The following is a 17,738-nucleotide window of genomic DNA, read 5'->3' as shown; positions in this document are numbered from 1 at the left end:
ATACCACACAATACCAGTGATTATCGCCGATTTTTGAAATTGCTGCGCTCGCCTTGAAACCGGGACGCGGGAGCGCCCCGGCGAGACCGCTTACTTCAGCCAGCCGCGGTGGCGGAAGTACAGGAAGGGCGCGATGGCGCTGGTGATCATCAAGCCCCAGGCCCATGGATAGCCGAACGACCATTCCAGCTCCGGCATCAGCTTGAAGTTCATGCCGTACACGCTGGCGATCAGGGTGGGCGGCAGGAAGGCCACGCTGGCCACCGAGAAGATCTTGATGATCTTGTTCTGGTTGATGTTGATGAAACCGACGGTGGCGTCCATCAGGAAGTTGATCTTGTCGAACAGGAAAGACGTGTGACCGTCCAGCGATTCGATGTCGCGCAAAATCTGGCGCGCTTCCTCGAACTGCTCGGAATTGAGCAAGCGGCCGCGCATCAGGAAGCTCACGGCGCGGCGCGTATCCATCATGTTGCGGCGGATACGGCCATTCAAATCTTCCTCGTGGGCAATGGCATTCAGCGCTTCGGCCGCGTGCGCATCGGTAAATTCCTTTTGCAGCACGCGCGTGCTGACTTCTTCCAGGTTCTGGTAGATACCCTCGAGCACGTCGGCCGAATATTCGGCATCGGTGGCGTACAGGTCGAGCAGCACGTCCATGTAGTCGGCAATCGAGCCTGGCCGCGAACGGGCGCGCATGCGCACCAGGCGGAACACGGGCAAGTCGTCCGTATGCATGGAGAACAGGATCTTGCGGGCCAGGATGAAGGCCACGGTGATGACGCGCGACGGGCCGTCGTCTTCTTCGCGCAGGAAATCCGTGCGCAGATGCAAGTCGCCGTTTTCCGCTTCGTAATAGCGGGCCGACGCTTCAATATCCTTGACTTCGTCTTCGCCCGGCAGGGTGACGTTGTAGATGGCCTTGACCCAGGCCCGTTCATCATCGGTGGGGTCGGTCAGGTCGACCCACACCGGTTCGGCATTTTCGAGGTCTGCGCGGCTGTCGATCGGCACCTGGTTGAGCCGGCCATTCTGTAATACAAAGACATTGATCATGCGCGCTCTCAGCCGGATGTGGGGTTATCGTAATGTGCTGGCGCTGGCGCCAAAAATGAAAACAGCGCAAGTGTACCCGCAAAGGCCTTTTCACGACCACCCCCGGCACGGCTTTTTCATGGAAAAAGTGCGGCGTTGCACCAATCGAAGCGATTAAGATGCTGCGCCGCAATAGTGCCAATTCAACAGCTTTAATTTTATACAAAGAAAGCCCGCTGCCATCAAGGCAGTTCCGCCGCCCCCATGCGGCGCAGGATCACGCCCGTGCGCCGGTTCAGGTAACCGGTGTCGCGGTGGCGGTCGTAAAAACGGGGGTTCGGCAGCATCACGGCCAGTTTCGCCGCCTGCCCGGCGCTCAGGCCCGCCGCGCTGACACGGTAATAGTGGCGCGCGGCCGCCTCGGCGCCGAAGATGCCCGTGCCAAATTCCACCACGTTCAAATAAATCTCGAAAATGCGCTGCTTCTCCATCAGGCTTTCCAGCATATACGTGATGATCAGTTCCTGGCCCTTGCGCACATAGCTGCGCGAACCGGACAGGAAGAGATTCTTCGCCAGTTGCTGGGTGATGGTGGAACCGCCCGCCACGACTTTCTGCTTCTTGCTGTTCTTTTCATACGCCTTTTGCAACGCCTCCCAGTCCACGCCCTCGTGCTCGGAAAAATTCGCGTCTTCCGAGGCGATGATGGCCCGTTTCAGGTTGTTCGAGATGCGGTTGTACGGCACCCACGTCTGCTTGATCGTGGCATTCGGATTCTTGTCCTGCAAGACAGACAACTGTTCGCGCATGAAAGCCGTGCTGGACGGATTGTGGTCGACCCACCACCAGATTTGCAGGAAGAAATATAGCTGCACGGCGATAAAGGCCAGCACGGGCACGATGAACAGCCATTTGATCCAGCCGTAGCGGCCGCCGCTGCCGCCCTTGCGCGCGCCCTTCTTGCCCGCGCTCACAGGGCACTGCGCAATTGCGCCAGCAAATCCTGCGTCTGCGGCCGCACGCCGCGCCACACGTAGAACGCTTCGGCTGCCTGTTCCACCAGCATGCCCAGGCCATCGCGCACCTGCGCGCCGTGTTGCGCGGCAAAGTCCATGAAGACGGTGGGCTGGGCACCATACATCATGTCCAGCGCCAGGGTGTGGCTGCCGAAGATACCCGGCGGCACGGGCGGCAAGTCGCCCGCCAGACTGGCCGAGGTGGCATTGATGACGATATCGAAGACGCCGTCGGGCTGCGTGAAGCCGCCGGCGCGCAGCTGGCCGGGGTGCGCCAGCGCATCGGCAAACTGCGCCACCAGCGCCTCGGCCGTGGCCACGGTGCGGTTGGCAATGAACATTTCCTGCGGCCCCTGTTCCAGCAGCGGCAGCACGACGCCGCGCGCCGCGCCGCCCGCACCCAGCAGCAGGACGCGCTTGCCGGCGATGGCCACGCCCGCGTTGCGCATGATGTCGGCCACCAGGCCCGCGCCATCGGTATTGTCGCCAAGAATGGTGTCGCCATCGAAACGCAGGGTATTGACGGCGCCGGCCGCTTGCGCGCGCGACGTCAGCTCGGTGGCCAGCGCGCACGCGTCCAGTTTAAAGGGCACCGTCACGTTCGCGCCCTTGCCGCCCTCGGCGGCAAAGCTGCGGGCCGCCAGCGCGAAGCCGTCCAACGGCGCCAGGCGGCGCTCGTAGACCAACGCTTGTCCTGTCTGCAGGGCAAACGCGGCGTGGATCAGGGGTGACTTGCTATGGGCGATGGGATTGCCGAAGACACAATATTGATCGGGATTCATCTCTTGCTTGTTCAATTGCTGCCGCCAGTCAGGTTAGCTTCCATTTTTTCTTCGCGGGTAAATTTGAAACGGGTGATGACGACCCACAGATCATCCTTATCACTCGACAACATATTCGGTGGGAAACGGCCGAACGGCGCCGCGCGGCGCACGATGGCCAGGGCCGCCGCGTCCAGCGCGGGATTGCCCGAGCTTTTTTCCACGCGGGCGCCGCCCTCTTTCTGGTAGATCGTGCCGTCCTGGAAGATGGGGATGTAGACGACCAGTTCGCCATACATCTTGCGGCCATTCTTTTGCGGGAAATTCAGGGTGCCGATTTCCTCGATGCGCTTTTGCAGGGTCTTGTAATACATGGCATAGCCGACCTCCTGCGTGCTGGGGGTGATGAAGGTCTTGCGCGGACGCTTATTCTGGTCTTCCACGGTCTGGCTGATCTCGGCCGCCATGCGCGCGATGGCCTTGCTGCTTTCCATCAAATCCGAACCGCTGGCCAGGGGATTGGGCTTGTCCTTTTCCGTGACGGGCGCGGCGCTGTAGGGCGTCGGCGTGGCCGCCTGCGTCAGCAATTCCTGCTGCTTCCGCTCCAGTTCGGCGATCCGCCGGGCGCTGGCCTTGACGCTGTCGCCCTCTTCCACCTTGCGCATGTCGGGCAAGGGCGACTTGGCGCGGCCCTTGTCCGCTTGCCCGCCGCCGTCGAGGCTGGCTTGCGCCAGGGCATCGGCCTTCAGCGGCTTGTTCGCATGCTTGGCATTGACCAGGATCACTTCCAGGCCGGGATCGGTGGCCACGGCCCGCTGCGGCGCCGGGGCGACAAAATGCATCGCCAGCAAGGCACCGTGCGCCAGCAGCGATACCGCCACGGCTATCATCAGGAAACGATTCTCTCGGAAAGACTTCACGCGCAACCCAGTTCGCAACAGGCACACCATACAAGATGGCTGAATTCTACGTCAAAGGGCGGCGCGGGAAACAGTTTCAGTCCCGTTTTTCACGCCGCCCCGCCGCCTTACTTGACCTCGGGTTCGCTGACCACGTCTTCGCTGGCCAGTTCCGCCACTTCCGCATCGGCGTCGCTGACCTGGTTCGCCGCTTCCGGCGAAGCTTCCTCCGCGCCGTCGTCGCCCGCGTCTTCCTCGTAATCGAGCTCGGCGTCGGCCGCCGCATCGGGCACGGCGGCGATTTCCAGCAGGCGCGCTTCGATGCTCAGATCGACTTCATCCCAGCGCAAGAGATCCAGCTTGACCTGCGCACCGCGCGCCACCGATGGCATGCCCGGCAGCTTGATGACCAGCGGAATGTCGACCAGGCGCAGGATTTCATCTTTCAGCACGACGGCATCGACCTGGCGCGCGTTTTCCTGGTGCAGCCAGCGCAAGCACCAGTAGCGTTCCATGTTCGACTGGAAATCGCCATACGCGGCATACGCGGCGTCGAAGGCCGAGACGATGGCGAACAGATTCGCATCGCGCGGCTTGAACGGGGCCACCAGGGGCGCCGTCACGCCATGCTCGGCGCAGGCGATGATTTGCCACTGGTTCACCAGGTCCGTGTAGCGGCGCAAGGGCGAGGTGCTCCACGCGTACTGATCCACGCCCAGGCCCTGGTGCGGCGCCGCATGGGTAACCATGCGCACCTGCATCTTTGCCGCCCAGCTATTGCCGCTGCCGCCGCCCTGGCTGCGGTAGATGCCGGGCACGCCATGGTCGTGCAGCATCTTGCCCCAGGTACTGTTGGCAAAAATCATCAGTTCGGCGACGATCTTGTCGAGCGGCGCGCCACGCTTGCGGCGCGCCACGGTGACGATGTCGTTTTCCACATAGAAGTTGAAATCGACGCGGTTATTCTGTTCCGGCTTCAGGCCAAACGCTTCGCGTTTCTTCATGCGGCCCTGTTCCAGCTGCTGCGCCCATTGCCACAGGATGGCGAAATCGGCCTTGTGCGGGTATTCCCCCTCGCCGCTGGCCAGGGTTTCTTCGTTGACCAGGTCGTCGAGCTGGTTATGGCGCAAGTTGCTGGCGATCGGCACCAGCTCGGCGCGCGTCTGCGTGCTGACCACGGCCCAGTCGGCTTTCGGGTCCAGGGTGGCGTACAGCGACAGGGCCGGGCACGTCGTGCCTTCCGCCAGGGTAAACGCATTGACGATTTCGTCCGGCAACATGGTGATCTTGTCGCCCGGCATGTAGACGGTCGACATGCGCTGGCGCGCCATCTTGTCGATCACGTCTTCCGGACGGATGCCCAGGCCCGGCGCGGCGATGTGAATCCCCACTTTCACGGTGCCATCGGGCAAAGGCTGCACGGAGAAGGCATCGTCGATCTCGGTCGTGGTCACGTCGTCGATCGAGAAGGCGGCCACGTCGGCCAGCGGCAGCTTGGCCGTCACGGACGGCACGGGCACGTTGGGGAAACCGGCGCCCTTGGGGAAATTTTCGAAGAGGAACTTCGACAGGTGCAAATCTTTCGGCGAAGCAATACCACCGACGGCCAGCATCAGGCGCGGCGGCGTCGTGTGCAATTCCGTGCACGCCGCTTCCAGCGCCTTGTATTCAATCGTGTTCTTGTCCGGCTTGAACAGCAGTTGCAGCACCATGGGCTGCATCGAGGCTGGCAAGCGGTTCTGTTTCAGCTCTTCCACATAGCCTGCCTGCACCAGCGCCTGCTGCTTTTTCTTTTCGATGCCGGCCAGGGCCGCCTTCAAGGATGCTTCCGGCGCCGCCTTGTAGCGGCCACGGCCCTTCTTGTAGAAATACACGGGCGCCGAATGCAGGGCCAGGATCAGGCCGGCCGCTTCCGGCGGCAAGGGGGCATGGCCGAAATACTCGGCGCCCAGCTCGGCAAAGCCGAACTCGTCTTCGCCCGCCACTTCCCACAGGAAATCGAGGTCGATCTCGGCGGCAATGCTCTTGGCCTGTTCCAGCAGCTCGGCCGGGGCCGGCTTTTCATACTGCAGCAGCACATCCTTGACCTTGACCTTGGTGCGCTTGCCGCTGGCCATTTCGACCTGATAGGCCTCACCCGCTTGCGACAGGACCATGCCGACCTTGAAATCGCCGGATTCTTCAAAAAATAGATTCATTGTTATGCTTTGTTTATTAATGTGTCGGTTGCAACGGTGCGAGCGATGGACGCCAACTCGAGCACCGCCGGCAAAAATACTTCTGTTACCAGCAGCAATCCCTGGTGACGCTGGTACAGGCAGCGGCGGGCAAAAAACAGCGACTTGGCGTCAAAGCGCCGCCCGTCCCCTGCCAGCGCCGCCTGCGCCCGCTGCACCAGCGGATGGCCGGCGCGCAAGCGGGCAAATTCCAGTGCACCGCGGCGTACCATGCGGTCGCCAAACAGGGTCGTGCCCAGCGAACGCTCGCCCAGCGCGGAAAACAAAGGCCAGTCCGTGGCCGTCGCCTGCATGGGCACGACGGTATGGCCAAACACGGCCGGTCTGTTATCACAACGCAACAGCACTTCGCGTTCCCATACCCGGCCCGCGCGGTGCAAACCAATGATGGCGGCCTCATCGCTCAAGCAGCGTGCCGTTTCCTGATGCAAACATTGCACGCGGAACGCCTGGCTATGCGCTTTCAGCTTGGCCGTCAGCGAACCGCCGCCCGTGAGCCAGTGGCGCAAGGCCGGCGGCGCATTGACGGCGTTGACATGCGCATGCCATTGCGCCTGCCGCAGCGAACCCGGCCTCACCTGGCCGCATCCGTCGGGATGCCGCAAAATGCCAGCACGGGTGCCAGGTATGCGGCAAATTCGCTGATGCCATGGTCGCTGCCGTCGATGACGCACTGCCGCGCCCCCTGATAATGCGCCACCATGTCGCGGTAGTCGAGCACTTCATCACCGGTGGCGGCGATCAGGAAGTAACGTTGTGGTTCAGTAATTTTCTCTACGGCAAACGTTCCCAGCTCGGCGATGTATTCGCGCTTGAACTCGAATGGCTTGTCAGAATGAAACTCTGTCGTCACGCCCACATGCTGTTCCAGGTCGATCAGGGGCACGATGGCAGGATTGAGCAGGACGGCGCGGCAACCGAGCCGCTCGGCCAGCCAGGTGGCGTAATAGCCGCCCAGCGAGGAGCCGATGATGGTCAGCTCGGCTGGCGCCACATCCTTGACCAGCGACAGCGCCAGTTCGATGGCCAGCTTGGGCGAGGCCGGCAATTGCGGGCATAGCCACTCATCTGCGCGGCGCAGCGCCTGCATCTGCGCGGCCAGCAGGCGCGACTTCATCGACAGGGGCGACGAGCGGAATCCATGCAGGTACAGAATCATCGGCCCAGCGCCTCCAGCAATTTCTGGTGCACGCCGCCAAAGCCGCCGTTGCTCATGACGACGATCTGGTCGCCGGGACGGGCGCTGGCGGCCACGGCCGCCACGAGGGTATCGATGTCTTCATAGGCGCTGGCAATCTTGCCCAGCGGCGCCAGCGCGTCGCCCAGACTCCAGCCCAGCGCGGCATGGCTGCCGTAACCAAACACCAGGTCGGCATCCTTGAGGCTGCCCGGCAGCGCATCTTTCATGGCGCCCAGCTTCATGGTGTTCGAGCGCGGCTCCAGCACGGCCAGGATGCGGCCGCTGCTGCCAATTTTTTGACGCAAGCCGCCCACGGTGGTGGCAATGGCCGTCGGATGGTGCGCGAAATCGTCGTACACAGTAATGTTGTTGACCACGCCACGCACTTCCATGCGCCGCTTGACGCTCTCGAAGCTGACCAGCGAAGCGCACGCCTGGGCAATGGGCACGCCCACGTGGCGCGCGGCGGCGATGGCGGCCAGCGCATTGCTGCGGTTGTGCTTGCCCGTGAGCGCCCAGGCCACATGGCCTTCCTGCTGGCCATTGAAATACACGTCGAAGCTGCCATCGGCCTGCTCTTGCAGTTGCCAGTGGGCATCTTGACCAAAACTTTCCTGTTCGCTCCAGCAACCGCGCGCCAGCACGCGCTGCAGCGACGCTTCGTCGCCGTTGAACACGAGGCGGCCGATGCCGGGCACGGTACGCACCAGGTGGTGGAATTGCGTCTCGATTGCGTGCAGATCGGGGAAGATGTCGGCGTGATCGTATTCCAGGTTATTCATGACGGCCGTCTTCGCGTGGTAATGCACGAACTTGCTGCGCTTGTCGAAGAAGGCCGTGTCGTATTCGTCGGCTTCGATGACGAAGAAGTCGGACTCGGCGCTCTTGCCGTCGATCTTGCCGCTGAGGCGGGCGGAAATGCCAAAGTTCATCGGCACGCCGCCGATCAGGAAGCCCGGCGCGTAGCCCGCGTCTTCGAGTATCCAGGCCAGCATGGCCGAGGTTGTCGTCTTGCCATGCGTGCCGGCCACGGCCAGCACCCACCGATTGCGCAGGATATGTTCGCCGATCCACTGCGGGCCGGACACGTACGGCAGGCTGCGGTTGAGGATTTCTTCCACCAGCGGGTTGCCGCGCGAGACGACATTGCCAATCACATACAAATCCGGGTTCAGCTTGGTCTGTTCCGGATCGAACCCTTGGATCAGCTCGATTCCCTGCGATTCCAGCTGGGTGCTCATCGGCGGATAGACGTTGGCATCGCAACCGGTGACTTTATGGCCGGCTTCCTTGGCCAGGACAGCCAGGCCGCCCATGAAGGTACCGCAAATGCCGAGAATATGAATATGCATGTGATCAGTGCGAAAGGTGCACGCTTAAGTAAGTAAGACGGTGAGATAAAAAACAGCAAGTGCAGGATTTTACCTGACGCCATGACTTTTTCCGCTTCGGAGTATCATCTCGCTCATGACGAACGATGCATTTGACGATAGCGCGCAGTTGCGCCTGGAAATCGCCGCCGCTGCCGCGCGCCTCGTGGCGCAGGATGGCGCCGACTATGGCAGCGCCAAGCGCAAGGCGGCGCGGCAAGTCCTGGGCGACGCGCCGAACCGGCCCACGAATCGGCCCAATATACTGCCTGACAACGACATGATCGAAGAGCAGGTGCGGCAATACAATGCCCTGTTCCTGGCCGACAGCCAGCCGGCGCGCCTGTTCCAGCTGCGCACGATCGCGCTGCAGGTCATGGAAGCGTTGCAACAATTTCATCCCCTGCTCAGCGGCCCCGTGCTCAACGGCACGGCCGGCCCCCATGACGAGATCTATTTGCAGCTGTTTGCCGAGAGCGCCAAGGAAATCCACATCTTCCTGCTGAATAAAAATGTCGTGCTCGACATGTCGGAAAGCCCGCATTTCAAGGGAGCGCGTTATGATGCGGTCGAGACAGCCAGTTTCTTGTGGAAAAATGAAGGCGTGCACGCGGCCATGTATGAGCTCGACGATATGCGCGGCGCGCTGAAAGCCAAGGCCGACGGCAAGGTGCTGCGCACCGATATCGCCGGGCTGCGCAGCCTGCTGGCCGCCAGCCTCGCCGATGGCGTGCCGGCTGCCGACTAACATTGATATAGATAAAGTTATGACAAAAAAGAATTGGATCGCCTGCGCCATCGTCGCGCTGATGTTTGGCGGCATGGGCGCCTACGTCGGTTTGAGCAAGGAAAAAGCGAAGGCAGCGGGACCGCTGACGACCACCATTGCGCCAGGCGCGACGGGCCCCGTCAACGAGCTGTATGCGCTGTCCTTGCCGGACGCGGCGGGCGCCACGCAAGCCTTGTCGCAATGGAAAGGCAAGAATTTGCTGGTCAATTTCTGGGCCCCGTGGTGCCCGCCTTGCGTGGAAGAAATGCCGGAGTTATCCGAAGTACAAGGCCACTATGCGGCGAAAAACCTGCAGGTCATCGGCATCGGCATCGATTCGACCAGCAATATTGCCACTTTTGCCAGCAAGGTCAAGATCGCCTATCCCGTGTATGTCTCCGGCATGAGCGGTACCGACCTGTCGCGTCATTTTGGCAATGCCACGGGCGGTTTGCCCTTTACGGTGCTGATCGGCGCCGATGGCGAAGTCAAAAAGACCTATCTGGGCCGCTTGAAATTTGATCAGTTGCGCGCCGATCTGGATAAATTGTAAATTCGGAGCGTGCTTTTTTCTCTTGCCAATGCGTATCTTTGGCGGCAAAATGCGGAACTTTCGCTAAAACGGTCTTCCATACATGGCAAAAAACCTCCTTCTGCTCAACGGTCCCAACCTGAATTTGCTGGGAACGCGCGAGCCTGAGGTCTACGGCGCCAGCACCTTGGCCGATATCGAACAGGCAGCAATGGCGCAAGCCATGGCGGCCGGTGCCAGCCTGGTCTGCTTTCAAAGCAACCACGAAGGCGCGCTGATCGACCGCATCCATGCCGCGCGAGCGGAAGGGATCGATGCCATCGTCATCAATCCGGGCGGCCTGACCCATACCAGCGTTGCCTTGCGCGATGCGCTGGCCGGGGTCGCCATCCCGTTCGTGGAAGTCCATATCTCGAATATTTATCAACGCGAAACGTTTCGACATCACTCATTTCTCAGCGCGATCGCGCAGGGGACGATCTGCGGGCTAGGTATCGATGGATATCGGTTTGCCATCGACTTTGCGCTTAAAAAACGTTAATCTACGCGATCTGCACGCATTTAGCGCGGCGATAGGTTCTTGGACATCACCGCATCACTCATAAAACAAACTACATTCCTAGGGGTTTTACATGGATCTACGAAAACTCAAGACCTTGATCGACCTGGTCGCCGAATCGGATATCGCAGAGCTGGAAGTTACCGAAGGCGAAAGCAAGGTTCGCATCGTCAAATCGTCGGCCATGCCGCAAAACCAGATGGTCATGATGCAGCCGCAAGGCATGCAAGCCCAATACCAGCCCGCCGCGCCAGCCGCCGCGCCAGCACCCGCGGCAGCTGCCGTCGTGGTGGCCGCCGAGCCAACGGGCTATGTGGTCAAGTCGCCGATGGTCGGCACCTTCTACCGCTCCTCCGCGCCTGGCAGCGCCGCCTATGTTGAAGTGGGCTCGACCGTCAAGGAAGGTGATACCCTGTGCATCATCGAAGCGATGAAGCTGCTGAATGAAATCGACTCCGATAAAGCCGGTGTCGTGACCCAGATCCTGGTCGAAAACGGCCAACCGGTCGAATTCGGTCAACCCTTGTTTGTGATCGGCTAAAACCCAGTCCACACGGCCGGCAACGGCCGTTTGCAGTTTTAGCCCCTCACACTTGTTGTTTCGCCGGCTCGCCGGCTCTCACAGACATACGCGAACCTACCATGTTTGAAAAAATCCTGATTGCCAACCGTGGTGAAATTGCCCTCCGTATTCAGCGCGCCTGCCGCGAAATGGGCATTAAAACGGTTGTAGTCCACTCCGAAGCCGACAAGGACGCGAAATACGTCAAGCTGGCCGACGAATCCGTTTGTATCGGCCCGGCACAGTCGGCCCTGAGCTACCTGAACATGCCCGCCATTATCAGCGCCGCTGAAGTGACGGATGCGCAAGCGATTCACCCAGGCTATGGCTTCCTGTCGGAAAATGCCGACTTTGCCGAACGCGTCGAGAAATCGGGCTTCGTCTTCATCGGCCCCCGCTCCGAATCGATCCGCTTGATGGGCGATAAAGTATCGGCCAAGCAAACCATGATCAAGGCTGGCGTACCGTGCGTGCCCGGCTCCGAAGGCGCCTTGCCGGACGATCCGAAAGCGATCGTGCAAATTGCCCGCAAGATCGGCTACCCGGTCATCATCAAGGCCGCCGGCGGCGGTGGCGGACGCGGCATGCGCGTGGTGCACACGGAAGCGGCCCTGATCAACGCTGTGGCGATGACCAAGACGGAAGCGGGCACCGCTTTCGGCAACCCTGAAGTGTACATGGAGAAGTACCTGGAAAATCCGCGCCACGTGGAAATCCAGATCCTCGCCGACGAACACAAGAACGCCGTCTGGCTGGGCGAGCGCGACTGCTCCATGCAGCGCCGCCACCAGAAAGTGATCGAAGAAGCGCCAGCGCCGGGCATCCCGCGCAAACTGATCGAGAAAATCGGCGACCGTTGCGCCGAAGCGTGCCGCAAGATCGGCTACCGCGGCGCCGGCACGTTTGAATTCCTGTACGAAAACGGCGAGTTCTATTTCATTGAAATGAATACCCGCGTGCAGGTGGAGCATCCCGTCACCGAGATGATCACCGGCATCGACATCGTGCAAGAACAGATCCGCATCGCCGCCGGCGAAAAACTGCGTTATCGCCAGCGCGACGTCATGCTGTCGGGCCACGCCGTCGAGTGCCGCATCAATGCGGAAGACCCGTTCAAGTTCACGCCATCGCCGGGCAAGATCGTGTCGTGGCATGCACCGGGCGGCCCCGGCATCCGCGTCGATTCGCACGCCTACGCCGGCTACTACGTGCCGCCGCACTACGACTCGATGATCGGCAAAGTGATCGCTTACGGCGCCACGCGCGAGCAAGCGATCCGCCGCATGCAGATCGCCCTGTCCGAAATGGTGGTCGAAGGCATCAACACGAATATCGCCCTGCACCGCGAACTGATGATCGACGCGCGCTTCATCGAAGGCGGCACCAACATTCACTATCTGGAACAGAAGCTGGCCGACATGCCGGACCTGGGCAAGAACCTGAATAGCGGCAGCCCCAGCATCGCCAAGAAATCCGAAATCAAGGCGGGCGCATGAGCTGGACGGAAATCGTCATCGAAATCGCCCGTGACAACGCCGAGGCCATGTCCGACGCGCTGATGGAAGCGGGCGCCCTGTCGGTCTCGGTGGAAGACGCCGATGAAGGCACGGATGCCGAGCAGCCGCTGTTTGGCGAGCCAGGCATGGAACCGAAGGAAGCGGCGTGGGAACGCAGCCGCGTGGTGGCGCTGACGGACGTCGACGCCGACCAGGCCGCCATCGTGGCCGCTGCCGCGCAAGCGGTCGGCATGACGGACGCGCCCGCCTTTACCGTGCGCCCCGTGGAAGAGCAGGACTGGGTGCGTTTGACCCAGTCGCAATTCGCGCCGATTCACATCGGCAAGAATATCTGGGTCGTGCCCAGCTGGCACGAGGCACCGGATCCTGACGGCCTGATCCTGGAACTGGACCCGGGCCTGGCCTTCGGCACGGGCAGCCACCCGACCACGCGTTTGTGCATGGAATGGCTGGAAGCCCATCCGGCCCCAGGCAAGACCGTGCTCGACTACGGTTGCGGTTCCGGCATCCTGGCCATGGTAGCCAAGAAACTCGGCGCGCAAACGGTGGCTGGCGTCGATATCGACCCGCAAGCGATCGAATCGGCGCGCGACAATGCCGAACGCAACCAGTGCGACATCGAATATTTCCTGCCAGATACGTTTGCCACGTCGGCACACGCCACGGCCAAGTTTGACATCGTCGTCGCGAATATCCTGTCGAGTCCATTGAAACTGATGGCGCCGATGCTGTCCGGCCGCGTCGCCGACGGCGGCGCCCTGATCCTGTCCGGCGTGCTGGCACGCCAGGCGGAAGAAGTGGCCGCTGCCTACGCCCCCTTCATCCAGCTGGGTGTGTGGGCCGAGCAAGACGGCTGGGTGGCCCTGCATGGCCGCCTGGGTGCAACGCAAGCGCCTGCGCCCCGCGCGGAAGGTGCATAAGCACAGCAATGGCACTCGCCACCAAATGCCCCCATTGCAACACGATATTTCGGGTCGCTGCTGACCAGTTGAAGTTACGTGGGGGCATCGTGCGCTGTGGCACGTGCAGGGAAGTGTTTGACGGCAATGCCGCGCTGGTCGATCCGGCCGCGGCATCGCCGTTTTTAACATCCGCCCCAGCCACGGTCGTCCCACTGTCGTCCACGTTCCCCCACGACAACAGCCTGCCGTCCGCCACGGACGACGAACCCATTTATTCCCTCGACTTCGACACCTCGTTCGACCCGTTCGGCATCTTGCCGGAAACGGCGCAGCTCAAGGATGACGACGGCGAGCACATCGAGCTGGACCTCGACGTCAGCCTGCCTGCCGAGGTAGCAGCCGACGCGCCTGCCGACGCGCCGCTCGACCTGCCTGAAGAAACACCGGCAGAGCCGCCAGAAGCGCCGCTGCCCCAGCCGATGGCACCCTTCAAGCGCCGCCAGGTCGATGACGTGCCCGCCTTCGCCACGTATCTGCGCGACAGCCGCCGCGAGCCGAGCCTGGAAGCCGAGGCCGCGCCGGTGCTGCCTGCGGCCGAAAAAGTCAGCCTGGACAAACCCGTGCCCGCGCGCAAGGAACCGACGCTGGCCGACCATTCCTTCACGCCGCTGCCCGCCGCCCCCGTTGTACCGGCGCCAGCCGAAGAGCAGGAAGCACCGCTCCTGCCGCCGGCCGACGACGAACCGGCTTTCGTCACCCAGGGCCGGCGCCGCGAACAGAGCGGCAAAGCCCTGCGCGTGGCCATGGCCGCCGGCTCGGTGGTGCTGCTGCTTTTGTTATTCCTGCAAGTAATGACCACCTTCCGCAATCCGCTGGCGGCGCAGTTTCCGCAGTGGAAGCCGACCCTGGTCGCGCTGTGCAAGCTCAGCGGCTGCCAGGTCGACTTGCCGGCGCAGATCGAGGCGCTGGCCATCGAGCAGGGCGAATTGCAAACCCTCAAGGAACAGACGTTTTCCTACGTCTCGCTGCTGCGCAACCAGAGCCGCAGCGTGCAAGCCTGGCCCAGCATCGAACTGATCCTCAACGACGCCAACGACAAGCCCGTCTTGCGCCGCGTGATCGCGCCGCGCGACTACCTGCCAGCCGCTATCGACGTGAGCAAGGGATTTGCGCCGCGCTCGGAACAAACCATCAAATTGTATTTTGCCTTAGACCAGCTCACGGCGTCTGGCTACCATATCGCCATCTTTTACCCCTAACAGACACTATCATGACCAAAACATCGCTGATCTGTGGCTCGCTTGCCACCGACACCATCATGCAATTCCCCGGCCGCTTCGGCGAATCCCTGCTGGCCGACCAGCTGCACAAGGTGAACGTCTCCTTCCTCGTGCCCACCATGCGCACGGAGTTCGGCGGCTGCTCGGGCAACATCGCCTACAGCCTGAAAATGCTGGGCGGCGACCCGCGCATCGTCGGCGTCATGGGGCAAGATAGCGCCGCCTACCTGGAACGCCTGCAAAAGCTGGGCATTTCCACCGCCAACATCCTGATCAAGGCCGACAGCTACAACGCGCAATGCTTCGTCACGGCCGATGCGGACAATAACCAGATCAATGCCTTCCACCCGGGCGCCATGTCGTTTGCGCATGAAAACCCGATCGCCAATGCGGGCCCGGCCAAGGTCGCCATCATCTCGCCGGACGGCGACCAGGGCATGCTCAAGCACGCCGCCGACCTGGCCGAGCTGGGCATCCCCTTCATGTTCGACCCGGGCCAGCAGTTGCCACGCTTCAATGGCGAACAGTTGATCGACTTCATCAACAAGGCCACGTATGTATCGGCCAACGATTATGAGATGGAAATGTTGATGGAACGCACGGGCTTGACCCTGCCGGACATCGCCAGCCGCCTGGAAGCGCTGATCATCACGCGTGGCGAGAAGGGCTCGGAGATCTATACGGACGGCAAGCGCATCGACATTCCTGTCGTGACCGCCAAGGAAGTACTGGACCCGACCGGCTGCGGCGACGCCTACCGTGCCGGCTTGCTGTTCGGCATCACCAACGACCTGGGCTGGGAAACCAGCGGCCGCCTGGCCAGTCTGCTGGGCGCCATCAAGATCGCCACCCAGGGTGCGCAAAACCATGTGTTTACGCCGGAGAGCATCGCCGACCAGTTCGAAGCGGCGTTCGGTTACCGCTATTAATATGTAGTCGGGTTAGCGGGGTAAAACCGCGCGTAATCCGACAACATCGCTGGCATGGCAAGTGGGGATGTCGGCTTACGCTACGCTAAGCCGACCTACGCCCTCACCTCACCACTCACCACTCACCATCATCGCAGCACAATAATCATTCCCACCAGCACTTGCGCGATCTGCAGCAGGATCAGCGCCACCAGCAGCGACAAGTCCAGACTGCCCACCAGCGGCACCACCTTGCGGATCGGACGCAGCAGCGGCTCGTTCAGGGCCCGTACGAACGGCGCCAGCGGCGCATGCGGGTTGACCCAGCTGAAGATGGCTTCGATGATCAGCAAGGCCATGAAACCGTAGAGTATCCATTGCAGGAAGCGTTGCAGCGACTTGAGCAGCACCACTTCGACGGGAGCGCCGGAAATAAACAGCACCGAGCTGGCCAGCAGCACGATCAGGAAGGCGCCGATCAGGCTGGCCCAGTCATACCCGCCCACGCCCGGCACCACGCGGCGCAGGGGGCGTACCAGCCAGTCGGACAATTGAAACGTGAATTGCGCCACCGACGAGGGCGGCCGCACGCGCACCGCCTGCATCCAGAAGCGCAGCAGCAACACGCCGCCCAGCAAGGTGGCGATGGTATCAACGATCAATGTAAGGATAACGATCAGCACGACTAATTCTCCAAAAAAAAACCGCTGTGTGATTGAGTCACACAGCGGCGTGTTGCCTCATCCAGGCACCCGTATCGTTGGAATTACGATGGGCGGGTGCTGGTTGGGAATGGCCAGGCTGCAGCCGGTGCCAACACGGTTTTTGCTACTGGTGCGATAGGCGCCGATGGCTTGGCGACAGGCGCTGCCTTCTTCGGTGCGGCCTTTTTAGGCGCAGCCTTCTTAGCGGCTGGCTTGGCTGCCACTGCGGCTGGTGCCGCTGGAGCTGCTGGAGCTGCTGCCGGCGCAGCCGCTGGTGCGGCTGCCACGACTGGCGCTGCGGCTGGCTTGGCGGCAGGTTTCGCTGCCGGCTTCGCGGCTGGCTTGGCTGCCGCTTTTACTGCCGGCTTCGCTGCTACCTTGGCCGCTGGCTTGGCTGCAGGTTTTGCCGCTGGCTTGGCTGCGACCTTGGCGGCAGGTTTCGCTGCTGCTTTGGCGGCTGGCTTCGCCGCTACCTTGGCCGCTGGCTTGGCTGCCGCTTTTGCGGCCGGCTTCGCTGCTACCTTGGCCGCTGGCTTGGCTGCGGCCTTCGTTGCTGCCTTGGCTGCTGGCTTCGCCGCTGCCTTGGCCGCTGGCTTGGCTGCTGCCTTAGTTGCTGGCTTCGCTGCTACCTTGGCCGCTGGCTTGGCTGCCGCCTTTGCCGCTGGCTTCGCTGCTGCTTTTGCTGCTGGCTTGGTTGCTGCCTTGGCGGCCGGCTTCGCTGCTGCCTTGGCGACGACTTTTTTCGCTGCTGGCTTGGCTGCCGCCTTGGCGGCCGGCTTCGCTGCTGCCTTGGCTGCAGGTTTCGCTGCGGCTTTTTTTACTGCTGGCTTGGCGACAACTTTTGCTGCTGGCTTCGCTGCTGCTTTGGCGGCCGGCTTGACTGCTGCCTTGGCGACGACTTTTTTCGCTGCTGGCTTGGCTGCTGCCTTGGCGGCAGGTTTCGCTGCGGCTTTTTTCACTGCTGGCTTGGCTGCTGCCTTGGCGGCTGGTTTCGCTGCGGCTTTTGCTGCGGGCTTGGCAACGGCTTTTTTCGCCGCTGGCTTTGCCGCTGCCTTGGCGACAGGTTTCGCTGCCACTTTCGCTGCTGGCTTGGCTGCCGGTTTTGCTGCTGCCTTGGCCGCTGGTTTCGCTGCGGCTTTCGCTACTGGCTTGGCAGCCACTTTTGCTGCAGGCTTGGCTGCGGCCTTGGCGGCTGGTTTTGCTGCTGGTTTCGCTGCGGCTTTGGCAGCTGGTTTAGCGGCAACCGTCTTCGCTGCGGCTGCCGGCTTCTTCGCGGCAGGAGCAGCCTTGGCGGCTGGTTTCTTTACTTCTGATTTCTTAGCGGCTGTTGCCATTTGTCTCTCCTTCATCTGAGATGAGAAATTTAAGCTACAAGATTTAAACCCGTCCGACCCACCACAGGGATAGGCCAGGCGAATTATTCATCGGCACAAACGGTCGTTTGCGCTAATGAATTCGGCACCAGCTGAACTGCTGCAACTCCTCACGTTTGCAGCACTTCAGCCAT

18 protein-coding genes are annotated in these 17,738 nt (G+C 61.8%); 9 read left to right on the top strand and 9 right to left on the bottom strand.

Annotated elements, in window-relative coordinates:
* Window positions 1-90: 90 nt before the first annotated feature.
* The 8 genes from corA to mpl all read right to left on the bottom strand — a co-directional run bounded on the left by corA (window position 91) and on the right by mpl (window position 8,480).
* Window positions 91-1,056: a magnesium/cobalt transporter CorA gene (gene corA / locus AC0V2Y_RS17705; protein WP_034746658.1), complete on the bottom strand. Its 966-nt coding sequence runs from the start codon at window positions 1,054-1,056 to the stop codon at window positions 91-93.
* Between the two features lie 221 nt (window positions 1,057-1,277).
* Window positions 1,278-2,024, bottom strand: coding sequence for a monofunctional biosynthetic peptidoglycan transglycosylase (gene mtgA, locus AC0V2Y_RS17700; protein WP_475416164.1), 747 nt, complete (start codon window positions 2,022-2,024; stop codon window positions 1,278-1,280).
* On the bottom strand, window positions 2,006-2,833 hold the full coding sequence (aroE, locus tag AC0V2Y_RS17695) for a shikimate dehydrogenase (RefSeq protein WP_475416109.1): 828 nt from the start codon (window positions 2,831-2,833) through the stop codon (window positions 2,006-2,008). Before aroE ends, mtgA begins: the two co-directional genes overlap by 19 nt.
* A gap of 11 nt (window positions 2,834-2,844) precedes the next feature.
* Window positions 2,845-3,702 carry an energy transducer TonB family protein gene (locus tag AC0V2Y_RS17690; RefSeq protein ID WP_475416163.1) on the bottom strand — a complete coding sequence of 286 codons (858 nt, stop codon included), beginning with the start codon at window positions 3,700-3,702 and terminating at the stop codon, window positions 2,845-2,847.
* A 137-nt stretch (window positions 3,703-3,839) separates the two neighbouring features.
* On the bottom strand, window positions 3,840-5,909 hold the full coding sequence (locus AC0V2Y_RS17685; protein ID WP_475416108.1) for a ribonuclease catalytic domain-containing protein: 2,070 nt from the start codon (window positions 5,907-5,909) through the stop codon (window positions 3,840-3,842).
* Between the two features lie 2 nt (window positions 5,910-5,911).
* Window positions 5,912-6,526 (bottom strand): chorismate--pyruvate lyase family protein, encoded by a 615-nt coding sequence (locus AC0V2Y_RS17680; RefSeq protein ID WP_475416107.1) that lies wholly within the window; start codon window positions 6,524-6,526, stop codon window positions 5,912-5,914.
* Window positions 6,523-7,107 (bottom strand): YqiA/YcfP family alpha/beta fold hydrolase, encoded by a 585-nt coding sequence (locus AC0V2Y_RS17675; protein ID WP_475416106.1) that lies wholly within the window; start codon window positions 7,105-7,107, stop codon window positions 6,523-6,525. Before AC0V2Y_RS17675 ends, AC0V2Y_RS17680 begins: the two co-directional genes overlap by 4 nt.
* Entirely contained in the window at window positions 7,104-8,480 is a 1,377-nt protein-coding gene (gene mpl / locus AC0V2Y_RS17670; protein WP_475416105.1) for a UDP-N-acetylmuramate:L-alanyl-gamma-D-glutamyl-meso-diaminopimelate ligase, read from the bottom strand. Before mpl ends, AC0V2Y_RS17675 begins: the two co-directional genes overlap by 4 nt.
* 115 nt (window positions 8,481-8,595) lie before the next feature.
* Between mpl and AC0V2Y_RS17665 the strand changes: the two genes are divergently transcribed.
* From AC0V2Y_RS17665 to AC0V2Y_RS17630, 8 genes are all read left to right on the top strand, one after another.
* Window positions 8,596-9,246: a hypothetical protein gene (locus AC0V2Y_RS17665; RefSeq protein ID WP_070290494.1), complete on the top strand. Its 651-nt coding sequence runs from the start codon at window positions 8,596-8,598 to the stop codon at window positions 9,244-9,246.
* Window positions 9,247-9,265: 19 nt separating this feature from the next.
* A complete protein-coding gene (locus AC0V2Y_RS17660; protein WP_475416104.1) occupies window positions 9,266-9,820 on the top strand; it encodes a TlpA family protein disulfide reductase in 555 nt (184 codons plus the stop codon).
* An 82-nt stretch (window positions 9,821-9,902) separates the two neighbouring features.
* On the top strand, window positions 9,903-10,340 hold the full coding sequence (aroQ, locus tag AC0V2Y_RS17655) for a type II 3-dehydroquinate dehydratase (protein ID WP_475416103.1): 438 nt from the start codon (window positions 9,903-9,905) through the stop codon (window positions 10,338-10,340).
* Window positions 10,341-10,431: 91 nt separating this feature from the next.
* Window positions 10,432-10,899 (top strand): acetyl-CoA carboxylase biotin carboxyl carrier protein, encoded by a 468-nt coding sequence (accB, locus tag AC0V2Y_RS17650; RefSeq protein WP_086137068.1) that lies wholly within the window; start codon window positions 10,432-10,434, stop codon window positions 10,897-10,899.
* A 101-nt stretch (window positions 10,900-11,000) separates the two neighbouring features.
* Entirely contained in the window at window positions 11,001-12,416 is a 1,416-nt protein-coding gene (gene accC / locus AC0V2Y_RS17645; RefSeq protein WP_131373626.1) for an acetyl-CoA carboxylase biotin carboxylase subunit, read from the top strand.
* Window positions 12,413-13,357, top strand: a complete 945-nt coding sequence (gene prmA / locus AC0V2Y_RS17640; protein WP_475416102.1) for a 50S ribosomal protein L11 methyltransferase — start codon at window positions 12,413-12,415, stop codon at window positions 13,355-13,357. Before accC ends, prmA begins: the two co-directional genes overlap by 4 nt.
* A gap of 8 nt (window positions 13,358-13,365) precedes the next feature.
* Window positions 13,366-14,598, top strand: a complete 1,233-nt coding sequence (locus tag AC0V2Y_RS17635; protein ID WP_475416101.1) for a DUF3426 domain-containing protein — start codon at window positions 13,366-13,368, stop codon at window positions 14,596-14,598.
* Between the two features lie 11 nt (window positions 14,599-14,609).
* Window positions 14,610-15,548 (top strand): carbohydrate kinase family protein, encoded by a 939-nt coding sequence (locus AC0V2Y_RS17630; protein WP_305049310.1) that lies wholly within the window; start codon window positions 14,610-14,612, stop codon window positions 15,546-15,548.
* 128 nt (window positions 15,549-15,676) lie between these two features.
* On the opposite strand, the gene AC0V2Y_RS17625 is transcribed toward AC0V2Y_RS17630, so the two are convergent.
* Complete coding sequence (locus AC0V2Y_RS17625) at window positions 15,677-16,210, bottom strand: YggT family protein (protein ID WP_227742044.1); 534 nt, start codon at window positions 16,208-16,210, stop codon at window positions 15,677-15,679.
* A 327-nt stretch (window positions 16,211-16,537) separates the two neighbouring features.
* Here AC0V2Y_RS17625 and AC0V2Y_RS17620 point away from each other — a divergent pair, with 327 nt between their 5' ends.
* Window positions 16,538-17,584, top strand: a complete 1,047-nt coding sequence (locus AC0V2Y_RS17620; protein WP_475416100.1) for a hypothetical protein — start codon at window positions 16,538-16,540, stop codon at window positions 17,582-17,584.
* Window positions 17,585-17,738 lie beyond the last annotated feature (154 nt).

The organism is Janthinobacterium sp. BHSEK (assembly GCF_056174685.1).
This window is presented reverse-complemented; position numbering and strand designations above follow the sequence as displayed.

Excerpts from the sequence above, each read along its gene's own strand:
- corA (WP_034746658.1), bottom strand. The coding sequence starts at position 1,056 with ATGATCAATGTCTTTGTATTACAGAATGGCCGGCTCAACCAGGTGCCG.
- aroQ (WP_475416103.1), top strand. The coding sequence starts at position 9,903 with ATGGCAAAAAACCTCCTTCTGCTCAACGGTCCCAACCTGAATTTGCTG.
- AC0V2Y_RS17665 (WP_070290494.1), top strand. The coding sequence starts at position 8,596 with ATGACGAACGATGCATTTGACGATAGCGCGCAGTTGCGCCTGGAAATC.
- accB (WP_086137068.1), top strand. The coding sequence starts at position 10,432 with ATGGATCTACGAAAACTCAAGACCTTGATCGACCTGGTCGCCGAATCG.
- mpl (WP_475416105.1), bottom strand. The coding sequence starts at position 8,480 with ATGCATATTCATATTCTCGGCATTTGCGGTACCTTCATGGGCGGCCTG.
- AC0V2Y_RS17635 (WP_475416101.1), top strand. The coding sequence starts at position 13,366 with ATGGCACTCGCCACCAAATGCCCCCATTGCAACACGATATTTCGGGTC.
- AC0V2Y_RS17675 (WP_475416106.1), bottom strand. The coding sequence starts at position 7,107 with ATGATTCTGTACCTGCATGGATTCCGCTCGTCGCCCCTGTCGATGAAG.
- aroE (WP_475416109.1), bottom strand. The coding sequence starts at position 2,833 with ATGAATCCCGATCAATATTGTGTCTTCGGCAATCCCATCGCCCATAGC.
- AC0V2Y_RS17630 (WP_305049310.1), top strand. The coding sequence starts at position 14,610 with ATGACCAAAACATCGCTGATCTGTGGCTCGCTTGCCACCGACACCATC.
- AC0V2Y_RS17690 (WP_475416163.1), bottom strand. The coding sequence starts at position 3,702 with ATGATAGCCGTGGCGGTATCGCTGCTGGCGCACGGTGCCTTGCTGGCG.
- AC0V2Y_RS17685 (WP_475416108.1), bottom strand. The coding sequence starts at position 5,909 with ATGAATCTATTTTTTGAAGAATCCGGCGATTTCAAGGTCGGCATGGTC.
- AC0V2Y_RS17660 (WP_475416104.1), top strand. The coding sequence starts at position 9,266 with ATGACAAAAAAGAATTGGATCGCCTGCGCCATCGTCGCGCTGATGTTT.
- prmA (WP_475416102.1), top strand. The coding sequence starts at position 12,413 with ATGAGCTGGACGGAAATCGTCATCGAAATCGCCCGTGACAACGCCGAG.
- accC (WP_131373626.1), top strand. The coding sequence starts at position 11,001 with ATGTTTGAAAAAATCCTGATTGCCAACCGTGGTGAAATTGCCCTCCGT.